This window comes from Agathobaculum sp. LCP25S3_E8 (assembly GCF_052117165.1).
Classification (GTDB): domain Bacteria; phylum Bacillota; class Clostridia; order Oscillospirales; family Butyricicoccaceae; genus Agathobaculum.
Genome location: NZ_JBQKJR010000028.1, coordinates 1 through 13,555, shown reverse-complemented (window position 1 = coordinate 13,555; position 13,555 = coordinate 1). Strand labels below are relative to the sequence as shown.

Sequence of the window (13,555 nt, the reverse complement as noted above, 5' to 3'; positions counted from 1 at the left end):
TTACCTTACTGATCCAACTGATATCCATTCGGCGCAATGCTGAACTCAACCTCCGCAAGAAATTCCGCATTCTTTTTTTCCACATCACTCAATACGCTTTCGTTAAAATCTGCCGCGTCTACGGTTCCGTGGTACCACGACTGCGCATTAAAGTAATTTTGAAGCTCCTTGGATGCAAATTTTCTGCCATGACGCGCATAGATTTCATTTTTGGCATAGTTGATTTGCTGCAAGCTCAGCCCTTCAATATCCTTTTGCGTCAGTAAACGAGAATCGCTTTCGGGCAGAATTTCTTCGGATACTGCTTCCTCTGCCTCGGTCACAATTGCGTTCCCGTTCGGATCGGTCATCCGATTCGCTTTCAAAATCAGCTGACTGCCGTCCAGCTCCAATTCTCCCGTGACAAGAACTTTCTGCTCCAGCGGAAGCTCACTCCACAAGCTGATATCCACACCATCATTCTGCAAATATGCGGAGCTTACGTCATTTAGTTTCACAAATTCACCGTCATCCTCTTTCAGCAAAATGGACATCGGTTCACTCCACTCCAAAAACAGCCGGTTATCTGTGGATACTTTCACCGTACCCTGCAGGGAAACCTCATCATCTGCGACCAAATCCGCATCACTGCTGTCAATCGGTTCGGAATCTACTTCTTTTATTTGTTTTGTTTCCTGCTCTACAGACGTATCCGATGTATTCTCCGCCGTCTTTTCATCCGTCGGTGCAGAAAATACCGTAAATTTCAGAGCAACAGCTACAATACCGGCACACAGCAGCACGGCCACAATAATAATAACCGGCAGGTACCCTTTCTTCTTGGGCACTGCCTTTTGCGGCGCGGTCTGATGCTGCGAAGGACTGCTTTGCTCCATGGATGCATTTGATGCAGAACTATTCTGCACTTTATTGATTTTTGTCTCCTCTTTTTGTTGCAACGGAGCTTGTTCCGTATGCACTGACGCAGCTGGCGTGTCCGTGTTTCCTCCCTCGGGCTTTTGCTGCGGTTCAGTCGTTATTTTTGCGCCGCAAGCAGTGCAAAATGCGGCGCCGGGCTTCAGCGGCGCACCACAGGACTTACAAAATCGTCTTTCTTCTGTCCGCACATCCTGTTTGGCACCACAAGCCTGGCAAAACTTTGCACCATCCTTGATTTCTGCGCCGCAGTGTACACATTTCATCTTACATCCCCCTATCATTGACCAATCCACAGAATTCTGCTCGTCGATAATGATTAATTTCAATTTTAGTATAGCACTAAATCCAAAACTCGCAAGAAGAAAATGGAAACCCACTGCATAGTGTGGTAAAATAACACACACAGGAGGAAATGAAACATGAATATTGCAATTTGTGAGGACGAAACCCATTTCGCCGCGCACTTGCAGGATATAGTGCAACAATATCTCGAGCAGAAGGCACGGAAGGCTGCCATTATGCTGTATTCCAGCGGAGAGGAACTTTCATGCTCCGGCATTATTCCGGATATTATCTTAATGGACATTCAGCTTTCCGGGAAAAACGGAATGGACACGATGAAAAGGCTCCGAGAGGCTGGATGCAATAGTCAAGTCATCTTTATCACTGCATATCCCGAATATGTATTCCAAGCCTTCGATGTGGATGCAATACAGTATCTTGAAAAGCCTATCGACCAGAGCAAACTTTTTTCTGCCTTGGATAAGGCATGGAACCGGGCCGTTTCTGACGATGGAAAGACGATGATTCTCACGAAGAAAGCCAGTGTGTCCAAAGTAAGAATCAAAGATATTACGTATTGTGAAGTATTCAACCACCAGACCATCATTCATACTTTGTCCGACCGGTACAGCTATTCCGGTACGCTGGATTCTTTAGAGCCGGAACTGGACAAGCGCTTTTTCCGCTGTCATAGAAGTTATCTTGTAAATCTTGACTATGTTGTGGATAAGGAACCGGGGACAGCCTTGCTGGTTGGGGGCGGCAAAGTTTTCATTTCCCGTAGAAAACAACAGGAGTTCACTCTGCGGCTTTTGGAATCGTGCAGGAGGTGGGAATAACCTTGCCGGTCACGTTGTACCTTTGGTGGATGGTATCAAATGGGATTCTTACATATTTTTCGATTGATTTTTTCCTCTCCATCACTCAGACAGACGGAAAAAAGCACATCCCTATCTTATTGGCCGTCACTATCGTTCTCACGGCTGCCGTCACCCGCTGGCAGATTCCCGGTACCTTTTGGCTGGAGATTCCCTTGTGGATGGTTTACGCTGTAGTTTTTATCAAAATCCGATGGACGGATTTGCTGGCACCGATGTCGATTTTGTTCACACTGCGCACCTTTGCAGAGGGCTTCACAGCTGTGCTGACTGCATACGCCGCCGCCCACTGGAACCTGCCTTTCGATGGGACATTGGTGCAAATTGCTTTTTCTCTGTCTTTGGATATTCTGTTTTTGCTTTTGCTGATATGGATACAAAAGAGAGCTGCATTTTCGCTGCAAAAATCCATTTCTCCCTACCTGTATGCGCTGTTACTGCCCGGTGCGTTGATGGTGCTGACCATTCGGTATGGGCTGCGGCTGGACAGCCCGACTTTTGCACAATACCTGTTCTCGTTTCGCAGGGATGGCATCTTCACGGCGCTGTTCCTGTTGTCCGGTGCAGCCGTTGTATTTTTCATCATGATTGAGATTGTTTGTAAAGTAATCCGGCTGACGGAGCAGGAAACCGCAATGGCACTGCTCACAAGTCAGTTGGCTGCACAGCAAACTTATATGGAAGAAGCAAAAACACGCGATGCGCAATATGCCGCCTTTCAGCATGATATCAAAAACCATCTGCTGGTTTTATCCGGTCTGATACAGGAAGCAAAGTATGGAGCAGCAGAACAGTATGCCGTGGCCCTGCAAAACGGTTGCAGCTCGCTTATGATTCCCGTTTCTACGGGTAATCTGATTTTGGATACCCTTCTCAAAGAAAAGTTGGGCCATGCCCGGTACTGTGAAATTCGGGTGGATTGCAGCGTGCAGATTCCCTCGCATTTTCACATAGAGGATCTGGATCTATGCGTTGTCTTTTCCAATATTCTGGACAATGCAATCACAGCGTGTATGCAGGTGGAGCAATCTAAACGAGTGCTAAGCATTGCAACAAAAACGAGAGCCAATTTCTTGGTGATTGAATCCACCAATTCTGTCGCCGTAAGCCGCCCCATTGAAAAGGGCATCGGTCTACGAAACATTGAAGCCATTTCCCGAAAGTATCAGGGCATCACAGAAATTGAAAATACAGACGGAACCTTTCGGATCAGTGTGCTGCTCTGTACCCCAAAACAAGAATGCCATGCATGAGAACATAATTTTGCACAAAACCGCCCTTTCACTGCGTTCGCCGGTGGAGGGCGGTTTTGGAATATGACCAAACTCCTGTCTGCCATCCAAACCAGTCATCATTCTTTCACGCATGCTAGTGCCAGAGGAATAACAAAGAGAATAATAATCGACCAAATGGCCTTTTCGCGTGTATTTGTAGTGAATGGAGGTGAGGAGATGCAAGAAGGAGCTTATGCATAAAACTGATTTGAAACAAGCCGTTTCTCACATTGTTATGCCGGACGACATGGCCCAGCGCATCCGCAGCAATTTTCGGCAGACAGACGCAGGTAAACGCACAGCATCCAAATGGTATCGCCGTACCCCGGTTGTGACAGTTGTGTTGGTGATCTGTGTTCTGACCGTAAGCGCGGCAGCCACCTGTACCTACCTGTTCCACAACCCAACAATCCTAAAGGATCACGACGCGCTGAACGCTGTCATTGAGGAGAATAATAACACAGCCACAGGCCAACCGGAGGCTGTGGTGTATCAAGCGCCGAACTCCCGCTCCACCTTCTCTCTGGAACGGATGATGGACGATTATACATTCAAGTCCCGTGGATGAACGTCGGAGGATACCATGTACGGCTCTATTCGTTCGGATGATGCATGGAGCTTCATGGAAGTAACGGATGCAGAAGGCCCTCTGCGGGCCCGCAGCATTTTCTCCGAAGCCGGCGCTGTCAAGGAAGAGTTTACAGCGGAGGAGCCCGCCTTGCTGTAGGAGCGGATGCGCGGCGATCTTTCCGTTGATTTTTCCGGTTCGAATACAATGTTCGCCTATATTTCGGATGCCAATCTGCTGTACTCCATCACAGACCGCAACGGCACGGATGCCGGGCTGTACTGCGACGCATTGTATGCCGGACCCACGGAGGGTTCCTATTTCACCATTGAATACACATACGAGCCGGATGCGGATAACCAAGCCTACGACGCGCCCTATATCACGGAAAGCGACTATGACCAAGCCTATGCCTATACCAACGTCCACGATGTGGAGTTTGTCATCACGACATACGGGGATTGCAGCTGGGCCAAGTGTACGACTGCGCATGGCACTCTGTCTGTATGGCGGATGTCTTTCTACAGAAACGATGGAAACCATTCTGGATTATATCGGCATGGGCAATCCGTCCTGATGGATACCATTTACGCAAGGAAAGCGACCGTTTACGTGATTCATCTTTCCGTTCCCCAAAATGTTCCGATATGTTTTCTGTAGACTTTTGGGAAGGTTTTGCATGAAAAAAAACAGTCGAATCACAATATAAGGAGGGAATTGTATGTCTTTACAGATACGTTCAGGGTATATCAACCCATTGACTACAATGACCAGTCCGAAGCAAGGCCGCACATTCTTCGGAAATAATCGTCCTGCCGACAAGGCAGCAGATTTGCAAACCAAGCAGCAGCAGCTTCAGAATACCCTGCTGCTCATGAAGTCCACGGGTACCGACAGCGGGGTATCCACTGCGGAGCAGCAGGAAAAACTGCAAGCTGACTTGAAAAAAGTATCGGAAGAACTCCAGGCCGTCAAAAATGATGTGCCGCAGGCAGAAATGCTTTCCTCAGTAGAAAAGACACAGGGAACCTCCATGGCTTCCTCTGCCGCAAAGCCCAGAATGGACACCTATGAGCAAAGCGCACAAAAAATAGCGTCGTCCGGCATCTACCAAGTGCATCGAGGGCAGAATTCCGGCTACCAGATTTCATTTATCCCATACTCCGAGTAAATACATAGGAAATGTGACATTCCCAAAGTCTACATTTTTATTTGGCACGGCGGCATCTATATCCTAAATTTTACCTGATAGACACATCAGGACTCTTTACTTCCGCAAAAATCAACCGATAAAGAAAATATATAGATAGTATGTAGAAATGTTCGCGTGCAAGACATTCGTATGGGGGGAAGAACAATATGTATATCGGCCAATTTGGTGCAAATCCGTGGTTGAAAAGCACCTGGCTTAACAATATCAGCATAAAACAGAATAACTCCGCTGTGTCCGCCTCTCTTTTGCAGGCGCAGACACAGTCCAAAGCGGCAAACCGGGATCGGGTGGAGCTGAGCGGCGCTTATCCGTATCTGCCCAACCGTCTGCAAGTGCTGGAAACGCCGGAAGCGACGCCAATCAACGCCAAGCTTGACTTGGCGGCCGATCTTCGCCCGGCTTCGGAGAAAGAATACACCGAAGAAGATGCCCTGATGAATCAATACATGAAGCAGTACCGTCTGGACTTCATCAAAATAGGGGACTCCTTTGAACTGGATCCCTCCAAGCCGGTGAAGCTGATGACAGAAGGTCAGGTCAGTCAGGAGAGTTTGGATGCGTTCCGTGCCCAGTTGGAGGCAAACGGACTGGGGGACGAAATCGACTGGCGCGGTGTGCAGGAAGATTTTATCCACATGGATATACGTTTTGACAACGCCGAAAGTTTTGAAACCAAGGCGGACTATCTGGCTTCTCGCTATGCGGTTTTGAAAGACCGCATCCAAACCCAGTACACTGGCGACAAGCTGGAACAGGAAATGCAGACGCTGGATGGTTTATACACCAAGGCCAAGGAAGAAATGGCGGATTCCTATGCCGCTAACATCGGCGGGTTCTATGAAGAAATGGGACAGTCCGGTGTCTCTGCGGATATGCGGGAGAGCGTTCTGGCAGCCATCGACAGCAAAGCGGACAAATACAGTACATATCTTGCGGAAAACGACATTTATGCGGACATCACCAACCCCAGCAAGCAGTGGCTCAAGCAGGATGACGGCTATATGGCGGCCAAACTGCGGGAAAGTGCCGGTGCATCGTCGGCGGATAAAGTAACCACCCAGACTGTCAGCGAACAAGCTCCATACAGCGACGATGATTTAGCATTTGCCGCTTTCTACGCTAAAGGACTTTCCGAGCAAATCAAAAATCCGGAGTGGGATACCTATGAAATCAAGGACAGTGATGCCGATTTGGGCAAATATCTTGCCCAGCAGTTTCAGTCCCTTTCGGACGAGATGAAGCAGGCAGGCATCAGTGATAAGCTGTCGCAGGTATTAAAAGATTCTTTTGAGCCGTTCATCGACAAGTTCCTGGATGCGCTGGATGCCAAAATAGACCATAACCGGGAGCGGGTTGCCAACAAGCCCTGGCAGGCCGGTCTGATTCGAACGGAATATTTCAACCGAAACGAAGTATATCGGGCGTTTGCGATGTTTCAATAATATTGCAGTGACAAAGGAAAATTATAATTTCTAAGTCAAAGAACCATTTTGCGTTTTGGTCTGAAAATCAACACATACAACAGTTTATAAATTTCTTATACTTGGCAAAGGGAGAAGTTAAAAATGAGTATAGCAAATGTAACTGGAGTAAGTAATCTGGCAACCACCTTTGAAACACAGCAGACCAATGATACTGCTTCTTCGAATACAAAAGCAGAACAGCTTCAAAAGCAGTTAGAGCAAATAAAAAAGAATGATAATTTGCCGAATGACGAAAAAGAAGCGCGTATTGCAAATATAGAAAAACAGCTTGCACAGATAGAAAAACAAGAAGGAAAAGAAAATAGCCAAGATTCTTCTTTCGAGATGAAAAAAAGATTCGATACATATGAAGAGCAAACGCCGCAGCAATCAGCGGGTACGGGCATGTATAAAGTTTCTCATGATGAAAAGGGACAGCAAATCATTCAAGTAGACAAAAATCAAGAAGATATGCAGAACCAGCCCAAAACGGAGTCTCAAAATGAGGGGGAAGAGCCAGTCATTGTAAAGACAACGGCAAACACAGATAAAGTGGACAAAGAAATTGAAAAGTTAAAACAATCGAAAACGCAGTTGGAACAGAAGATTGCGGCAGCCAAAGATACAAGAGAAAAGGATTCATTAGAGAACCAGCTTGCACAAGTGGAAGCTGAACTGAAAATGAAAGATAATGACACATATCGCCGCCAGCATATGGAGATAACAGAGCAAAAAGTTGTTTCAAAGGTTGGCGAATAAAAAGATTCGTTCCACTCATGGCAGATAAACAGCCCTAAAATCAGCATTTTAGGGAAAATCCTGCCGCGCTGGATATTCTGAATCTGGTCAAGGAGACTGAAAAACAGTTTGTATAGGACGGCGCCAAACTGTCGAAAAAATCCGTCATTTTCTGGACGAAAACACATGTTAATCCGGCCGCAAGGTCGGATTTTTTTATGGGATATAAGTCAAAAGATAGCTTTATTGCATCAAGGCATACATCTCTTACACGGCGCATATCCCTGTTCGATCAGTGTTTCCCGCGAACCGATATATTGCTCCCGGTTGGACGGCTTAATATCCTCCACGCTGGAGCAGCTCGGCCGATGGAACTTGTGGGTATTGGTATTGAGCACATAATTCAGTTTCTCCTCTGGAGGTGTCTGCTCCGGAGGCTCGTAAGAGGTCGCATTTACCAACGCACTTTCTCCGGTGGCATAATCGATCTGTACGCCGGGTTGGACATTGAAGGCATAAACGCAGAAGCAAATTCCTGCACCGCTGTCCTCGACCGAATATCCCTCCATAAGAACGCCACTCGCGAGAAGGTTCGCCCCCTCAAAAATCGGCGTCGCACGATAGAGCACATGATTGCCGGTCTGCTGTACATAGTCCGCGACCTGATTTTCAAACGGCAGCATCCCCTCGATATTCAGATACCGCGTACCGGTGATCAGATTGCGCTCATTTGCATTTTCGGCGGTCAGCTGGTATCCGATCAGGTGACAGCGATTATACAGATATTTGCCGTCTACGCAGTCGTATTTGACCAGATGCCAGCCGCTCGGTTTGACCTGTCCGATGCTGCCGCGATCCTCGGTCGGCATCAGATCTTGACCAACACAAGCAAATGCAACGCCGCAGCGACCGAGCGCATCCAGCGGACTGTATATCTCAAAGGATTGGTCAGTGATCTCGTCGTCTGTGAAAAAGGGGATATTGTTATGGATCTCAGTATAAGGCGTGCCCGCATATTGCGGGATTTCCCATGGTGGTTGTGGATTGTCTTCGGACAAGGTCGTTTGGAGCGTTTGCTCGGTTGTTCCGCTGACTGTGCTGGGGCTGCTGTTTGCTTGCGTAAAATCTGCTTTGCATCCGGACAGGATCAGAAGTACGCAAACCAGTAATACGCCCCACCGCTCGATTTTCTGCTTCATACAAACCCCGCTTTCTGCTGATACGGATGTTGTATCTACATCTACCAATATACTTAGATATTTATACATATTCAAGTGCTTTTCGGAAAACTATACTTGGAAATAAGAATAGTTCCGGAGGCCTTGAAATGATCAGCTATGAGCCGCTTTTCAGAACCATGAAAGAAAAAGGGATCACATCGTATAAGCTACAAAAGATGGGCTTCAACCGTGCGACCTACTATTCGATGAAATGCGGCAAAAGCGTGTCTACCAACACCATTGATCTGCTTTGCAGGCTGCTGGACTGTCATGTTGAAGATATCATGCAATATATAGCAGAAAATGACGAAAAAACACGACAAAGTGAATTTTCGTCATTTGGGGAACTGCATCATTTGGTTTGTTAAAGTGGAAAGCTCCGGAAAATACGGCTTGATGCCCGAAAAACGATATAATGACAGCAAAAATCCGGCCAAAAGGCCGGATTTTTATTATAGTTGTTTGTTTTGTAAATTACTCTTGCTGATTTATGCCAAGAAAAACAACCGCTATATGCGGTTGTTCCACGCTAAAAGTTGTCATTGGCAACTGAAATGTTCACATTGTTTATCAAAAATGTTTACCGAGAGCGTGACCGCTTTGCCAATCTCCAAACTGCCGCTATCAGAAATATCCCCAACAGGACGCATATCAGTAGATCAAGCGGTATTGGGAAAGAGGTATCTTTTTCCGTCCCCACATTGGTGCGCTGCGGAGGGTCGGCTTGTGTAATCGCCTGCTGGAGCACCGAAAGTGCAGATGCCTCAAGGCCGTTCTGTGCTGCCGGCAGGGTCACCTCAACCAGATTATTTTCAACGGCATAGGCGATTTGTTCGCCGAGACGCTGGATATCGCTGTTATCCAAATCCGAGATCATTTCGCCAAACGCGGTGGGATCGGCTTCATATGCTTCCGCAATCGAGATGCAAAACGCTTCGTCTGAATACGGATCGGACACCGAGAGGTTCTGGTCGATGAGACTGCAAATGGTCTGTACATCAAAGCCGGGCAGGGTGACCGACGTATCTTCCGGGATTTCTGTTTCGGGGTTTTGCGCCTGATAGGCGGTCCAGTAGTCGGTCAATTCCTCTGCCGCATCCAACTGGTCGGCGGAAAGGTTAGAAAGCCCGTTTAAGATATCCGGCAACGTGTTTTCAGCATAGTTGTTTTCCCAAACGATAAACTGTACAACCACCTGACGTACATCGTCTGGCTGGGAGGCCAGCTCGGAGAGGAATGCGGCCGGGTCATCAGTAAATCGCTGATACAGTTCATAACTGATGGCTTCTGAGCCTGCGCCATCTGATGTTGCCGCTTGTTCCATGAGCGCAGAAGTGGATTGCGCCGCACTGTCGACTTCGTTTGCAGCAAGAGCAGAAAAAGACATCGCAAATGCTGTCAGCAAGGCGATAGAAATCAGTTTTTTCAGCTTACGCATTTTATTCTCCTTCATATACCGAATCAATAACCTTTTTCATTTCGTCTACGGTCACAGTTCCGTAAAACAGGACTTCTCGGTCTCCCACTACGGTTGTCGCATTGATATTATCAAGATTGTGCATAATATACCAATTTACATTATGTACTTCGTATTCGATAACAGGACGATCATCTTTTTCTATAACCGCATTTGAATCGGTGTGAATTGAAGAAATACATACAGATAGGTTTCTCTCCCCATTCAAATAATTCGCAAAAAAATCCGTAGTTTGGGACAGATGATCTTTGGTGATCTGAATATACTCCTGCGTAAACCCTTCTGGTAACCATGTCGGAATCACCTTGTCTGATACCCCAAACGCCTTTACCGTTTGAAGTAAATCAGCGTTTACGATTTCAAAGCGTTCAACGACGTGGGAGGCACCCCATTCAGAAGCAGTTTTTTCTAATCCCAACGAAGTCACATCTGTATCTGGTATATCAGAAAAATCGGGTTGCTTTGAACCATTGGTCGGAATCGGATTTTCTTCAGAACCAAGCGGAGCATTTGGATCAGTTTCCGGCAATTCGCCAACATACTGCTCTCTGGGATTATAGTAGGTATCTGGATCATATTTTTCAGGATTTGTCTTTTGCACGATATAGCCGAACGTCTCGGCGCCCCACATTGCAACATAGTCATACATACTGCGTCCAAACGCAAAAATGCAGAATGTATTGAGCACAATGATCGCCGCGGCTATAACACACAAACGATACCCCCACCGCCGGACGCGAGTGTGCTTATGCGTTGCAAAGGCCGCAGCATGTAGTTCCTTGAACTCCTTCAGTGCGCTTTCTACGTCGGGATGCGTATTTTCGGCATTTTCAGCCTGTGTCTCATCCGTGTAGGCCTTCAGCTGGGGGAGGGCGTCTTCTCCGGATGCGCAAACCTGATCCAGAAGCGCAAGCAGCTTCGGGTCGATGTCGACTTCGTCCGCAATCCGGTCGGTGGAATGCAAAATGGTTTTATCACTTTCGTGCCTTTTCTCATTATCCTGACTATTTGTACACATGCGCTTCACCTCCTCATACGGTTTCTGCTACTTAAATAATGCTTGACAGCAGGATTCTGTAACAAAAAAACTTGCTATTTGTCCTGTTCCATTAATTCCGCACAGCGCTTCTTGGCGCGGCTGAATTTCATGCGGCAGGCGCTTTCTGTTGTATGCAGGCGCTTCGCGATTTCTGCATAATCCAGATCTTCGCCAAGCCGTAGTATCAGAATGTCGCGCTCCTCCGGTGTCAAACCTTTGGGGAGCATCTCTGAAAACGGGATCAGTTCCTGCTCCTTGCCGCGGATGATCGCATCATCCAGCGATACTTCTTTACGGACTTTTGATTTTCTGCACTCGCCGAGTGCATTGTTCTTCAGCACTGTAAACATCCATTTGACAGGGTCTTCATGGTTCATCACAGTGGAAATTTTCAAGATAAGTATGAGAAAGGTGTCCGATACCACATCCGAAGCCTTGACCGGATTTTTTACGATTCGCAGTGCGACTTCAAACATGAGAGCATAGTGCTTTCGATAAAGACTTTCAAAAAAGGAAATTTGCTCTTGTGTCACCCCTTAGTCCCCCCTTGGAGCCAGCTGCGGCTTGATGGAGCAGACTGTGTGAGCAGCTCCAATATCGTTAATTTTAGCATCCTGCTGTGAAAATACAATCCATTTGCTTCTCAGTTACCATTGTAATAAAGGTATTTCCTCACATTAATACAATGCTTCAAAACGTCATTTTGTAACAAAAAAGGACACACAAAATATTTTTTAATTTGCTGTTGCAAAACGGAATCTTGAAGCATTGTACATGATATGGAATGAAGAAACCTGTCCATATTTTTTAAGGAGGAATCATTATGAGGCGCACATTAAAACTCGCTTTGCTCGCATTCACGCTTTCCGTTGCCACGATATACGGAGCAGCGGCGGCAGGAAATGAAATTGCAATCAGCGATCCGAACGCACAGATTTATGTACAGGGTGTTCCAGTCATGTTCCCGAATGAACATGGAGAATACATGCCAGCCATCAGTTATCAGGGCTCTACCTACATGCCTGTTCGTTCGGCTGGCGAATGGATGGGTAAAAACGTGGGTTGGAATGGAGCAACGCAGACCATTACGTTGAGCGGCTCTGTGGACAGCGTAATTCATGGTGAAAATGAAGCGGTAAACGGTGCTGTTTTTCACGGAATAAAGGAAGGAACTGCTGTTCTTTGCCCGGAACGAAAAGTTTATCTGGACGGTGAGCAGGTGACCTTCAAAAATGAAAAAGGTACTGTCATCTACCCCATAGATTTTTTGAACGTGACATATTTGCCGGTTCGCAGCATCGGCGAGTTGACCGGCATGAACGTAAAATGGGTCGGCAGTCAAGACGGAAATATGGGTCTCATCTTTTTGAGGATGCCGCTGAATGAAGCAGAGCGTTCTTCTCTCCAAACCTATGCGCAAAATCTCCAAGCCGCAGCAGAAAAATTATACGATATATCCGAAACATTTCGACAGGCAATCCCTGCGCGGGTTGTCATAACAGAAACGCAGTATACTGTTGTAGATCAGAAAAAAGCACAAGCCGCGCTGACCGAAATGCAGCAACAGATTGCAGAGATGCAAAAATTATGCCAATCGGATTCTACGCTGGTTCAGTATTACCAAAATGAGATACTTTCCAATCTCAAGACTTTACACACCGCAGCACAAACTGTGAGCAATATGCTGTCACAAAATGATTTTGATACTGTGATTGAAGGCGAGGGAGTTATGGGCATCAGCCTTCCCATTGTCCATAGCGGCAGCAATACGGTGCTGCAAATGACCGCGCATATGCGCGAAGTTATTGAGCAGACTGGATTTATCGATCCCTTTGCTAACATATAATTCGGGTTAGCAAAGCTTAAGGAAACATCTCGTGCAAGAAAAACAGTCCGGCCTGTGTCCAACCTAACCGGATTTTCGTACCGTTGTTTTGGATAAAAATTAAATAGATATTTGTCATATAATGCAGTTGATATCATTTTCTTTGCATCCTATACTAATTCTAAGCAAAGAAGTTATGGTTGACCTGTTTCCCGTGGTTATAATCAGTAAGGGGGCTTTTCGATGCCATTACCGCATTTTTTAACACACCGACTGGTATTTTCCAGCTTTTCTGCCGAGGATGTTCTGCGGGTAAAAGAAAAACTGAAAGCGAATGACATTTCTTTTCTTGTCAAAAAGAAACAGTCAAACTTGAGCGAAGGCACATTCGGACAACTCGTTGAAAAGCAAATCGCATACGATGTCTATGTACCGAATGAGGACTTTGACCGCGCTAAGCACGTGTTAAACCTGCTATAAATCCAACACAACCAGAAAAGCGCTTAAAAAAGTACAAAAAACCCGTTATTTCTTTCGAAATAACGGGTTTCAGTCTGTCGAAAAAGTCCAGCAAAAGCTGGGCTTTTTCGTTTGAGCGCGGTAAAATAGGAATAGGTGGTGAGAGCAATGCTGGAACGAGGAAAAATGGATCGGGATGTA

17 protein-coding genes are annotated in these 13,555 nt (G+C 46.5%); 11 read left to right on the top strand and 6 right to left on the bottom strand.

The genetic code is table 11. The features are described from left to right. Positions 1–5 precede the first annotated feature (5 nt). Complete coding sequence (locus ACTQ34_RS10505) at positions 6–1,181, bottom strand: YARHG domain-containing protein (RefSeq protein WP_441363762.1); 1,176 nt, start codon at positions 1,179–1,181, stop codon at positions 6–8. Positions 1,182–1,337: 156 nt separating this feature from the next. On the opposite strand from ACTQ34_RS10505, the gene ACTQ34_RS10500 reads away from it, so the two are divergent. The 8 genes from ACTQ34_RS10500 (at position 1,338) to ACTQ34_RS10465 (ending at position 7,355) form a co-directional block, all read left to right on the top strand. Beyond that, positions 1,338–2,039: a LytR/AlgR family response regulator transcription factor gene (locus ACTQ34_RS10500; RefSeq protein ID WP_441363761.1), complete on the top strand. Its 702-nt coding sequence runs from the start codon at positions 1,338–1,340 to the stop codon at positions 2,037–2,039. 2 nt (positions 2,040–2,041) lie between these two features. Continuing rightward, the gene (locus ACTQ34_RS10495; protein WP_441363760.1) at positions 2,042–3,331 is read left to right on the top strand and encodes a sensor histidine kinase; all 1,290 of its coding nucleotides are present in this window, start codon (positions 2,042–2,044) and stop codon (positions 3,329–3,331) included. A gap of 214 nt (positions 3,332–3,545) precedes the next feature. Then, complete coding sequence (locus ACTQ34_RS10490) at positions 3,546–3,920, top strand: hypothetical protein (protein WP_441363759.1); 375 nt, start codon at positions 3,546–3,548, stop codon at positions 3,918–3,920. Between the two features lie 15 nt (positions 3,921–3,935). After that, the gene (locus ACTQ34_RS10485) at positions 3,936–4,079 is read left to right on the top strand and encodes a hypothetical protein (protein WP_441363758.1); all 144 of its coding nucleotides are present in this window, start codon (positions 3,936–3,938) and stop codon (positions 4,077–4,079) included. Between the two features lie 6 nt (positions 4,080–4,085). Next, positions 4,086–4,580 (top strand): hypothetical protein, encoded by a 495-nt coding sequence (locus tag ACTQ34_RS10480; protein WP_441363757.1) that lies wholly within the window; start codon positions 4,086–4,088, stop codon positions 4,578–4,580. Between the two features lie 61 nt (positions 4,581–4,641). Further along, a complete protein-coding gene (locus tag ACTQ34_RS10475; protein WP_441363756.1) occupies positions 4,642–5,091 on the top strand; it encodes a hypothetical protein in 450 nt (149 codons plus the stop codon). Positions 5,092–5,279: 188 nt separating this feature from the next. After that, positions 5,280–6,575 (top strand): hypothetical protein, encoded by a 1,296-nt coding sequence (locus ACTQ34_RS10470; RefSeq protein ID WP_441363755.1) that lies wholly within the window; start codon positions 5,280–5,282, stop codon positions 6,573–6,575. A 123-nt stretch (positions 6,576–6,698) separates the two neighbouring features. Continuing rightward, positions 6,699–7,355 (top strand): hypothetical protein, encoded by a 657-nt coding sequence (locus ACTQ34_RS10465; RefSeq protein ID WP_441363754.1) that lies wholly within the window; start codon positions 6,699–6,701, stop codon positions 7,353–7,355. Between the two features lie 230 nt (positions 7,356–7,585). Here ACTQ34_RS10465 and ACTQ34_RS10460 read toward each other — a convergent pair whose 3' ends face one another. Continuing rightward, positions 7,586–8,533 carry a DNA/RNA non-specific endonuclease gene (locus ACTQ34_RS10460; protein WP_441363753.1) on the bottom strand — a complete coding sequence of 316 codons (948 nt, stop codon included), beginning with the start codon at positions 8,531–8,533 and terminating at the stop codon, positions 7,586–7,588. A 128-nt stretch (positions 8,534–8,661) separates the two neighbouring features. Between ACTQ34_RS10460 and ACTQ34_RS10455 the strand changes: the two genes are divergently transcribed. Next, the gene (locus tag ACTQ34_RS10455) at positions 8,662–8,922 is read left to right on the top strand and encodes a helix-turn-helix domain-containing protein (RefSeq protein ID WP_441363752.1); all 261 of its coding nucleotides are present in this window, start codon (positions 8,662–8,664) and stop codon (positions 8,920–8,922) included. 212 nt (positions 8,923–9,134) lie between these two features. Here ACTQ34_RS10455 and ACTQ34_RS10450 read toward each other — a convergent pair whose 3' ends face one another. The 3 genes from ACTQ34_RS10450 to ACTQ34_RS10440 all read right to left on the bottom strand — a co-directional run bounded on the left by ACTQ34_RS10450 (position 9,135) and on the right by ACTQ34_RS10440 (position 11,603). Further along, complete coding sequence (locus ACTQ34_RS10450; protein ID WP_441363751.1) at positions 9,135–9,992, bottom strand: hypothetical protein; 858 nt, start codon at positions 9,990–9,992, stop codon at positions 9,135–9,137. A gap of 1 nt (position 9,993) precedes the next feature. After that, positions 9,994–11,049, bottom strand: coding sequence for a DUF4367 domain-containing protein (locus tag ACTQ34_RS10445; RefSeq protein WP_441363750.1), 1,056 nt, complete (start codon positions 11,047–11,049; stop codon positions 9,994–9,996). Between the two features lie 74 nt (positions 11,050–11,123). Beyond that, complete coding sequence (locus ACTQ34_RS10440) at positions 11,124–11,603, bottom strand: RNA polymerase sigma factor (RefSeq protein WP_441363749.1); 480 nt, start codon at positions 11,601–11,603, stop codon at positions 11,124–11,126. A 290-nt stretch (positions 11,604–11,893) separates the two neighbouring features. Here ACTQ34_RS10440 and ACTQ34_RS10435 point away from each other — a divergent pair, with 290 nt between their 5' ends. Further along, a complete protein-coding gene (locus ACTQ34_RS10435) occupies positions 11,894–12,916 on the top strand; it encodes a stalk domain-containing protein (protein WP_441363748.1) in 1,023 nt (340 codons plus the stop codon). A gap of 222 nt (positions 12,917–13,138) precedes the next feature. Next, positions 13,139–13,375 carry a putative signal transducing protein gene (locus ACTQ34_RS10430; RefSeq protein ID WP_441363747.1) on the top strand — a complete coding sequence of 79 codons (237 nt, stop codon included), beginning with the start codon at positions 13,139–13,141 and terminating at the stop codon, positions 13,373–13,375. Here the strand turns inward: ACTQ34_RS10430 and ACTQ34_RS10425 are convergent. Next, on the bottom strand, positions 13,350–13,555 hold a 206-nt coding region (locus ACTQ34_RS10425), incomplete at its 5' end, for a hypothetical protein (protein WP_441363746.1). The genes ACTQ34_RS10430 and ACTQ34_RS10425 overlap by 26 nt on opposite strands.

Coding starts and splice junctions, on each gene's coding strand:
- ACTQ34_RS10505 (WP_441363762.1), bottom strand. CDS start 1,181: ATGAAATGTGTACACTGCGGCGCAGAAATCAAGGATGGTGCAAAGTTT.
- ACTQ34_RS10500 (WP_441363761.1), top strand. CDS start 1,338: ATGAATATTGCAATTTGTGAGGACGAAACCCATTTCGCCGCGCACTTG.
- ACTQ34_RS10490 (WP_441363759.1), top strand. CDS start 3,546: ATGCATAAAACTGATTTGAAACAAGCCGTTTCTCACATTGTTATGCCG.
- ACTQ34_RS10485 (WP_441363758.1), top strand. CDS start 3,936: ATGTACGGCTCTATTCGTTCGGATGATGCATGGAGCTTCATGGAAGTA.
- ACTQ34_RS10480 (WP_441363757.1), top strand. CDS start 4,086: ATGCGCGGCGATCTTTCCGTTGATTTTTCCGGTTCGAATACAATGTTC.
- ACTQ34_RS10475 (WP_441363756.1), top strand. CDS start 4,642: ATGTCTTTACAGATACGTTCAGGGTATATCAACCCATTGACTACAATG.
- ACTQ34_RS10470 (WP_441363755.1), top strand. CDS start 5,280: ATGTATATCGGCCAATTTGGTGCAAATCCGTGGTTGAAAAGCACCTGG.
- ACTQ34_RS10465 (WP_441363754.1), top strand. CDS start 6,699: ATGAGTATAGCAAATGTAACTGGAGTAAGTAATCTGGCAACCACCTTT.
- ACTQ34_RS10460 (WP_441363753.1), bottom strand. CDS start 8,533: ATGAAGCAGAAAATCGAGCGGTGGGGCGTATTACTGGTTTGCGTACTT.
- ACTQ34_RS10455 (WP_441363752.1), top strand. CDS start 8,662: ATGATCAGCTATGAGCCGCTTTTCAGAACCATGAAAGAAAAAGGGATC.
- ACTQ34_RS10450 (WP_441363751.1), bottom strand. CDS start 9,992: ATGCGTAAGCTGAAAAAACTGATTTCTATCGCCTTGCTGACAGCATTT.
- ACTQ34_RS10445 (WP_441363750.1), bottom strand. CDS start 11,049: ATGTGTACAAATAGTCAGGATAATGAGAAAAGGCACGAAAGTGATAAA.
- ACTQ34_RS10435 (WP_441363748.1), top strand. CDS start 11,894: ATGAGGCGCACATTAAAACTCGCTTTGCTCGCATTCACGCTTTCCGTT.
- ACTQ34_RS10430 (WP_441363747.1), top strand. CDS start 13,139: ATGCCATTACCGCATTTTTTAACACACCGACTGGTATTTTCCAGCTTT.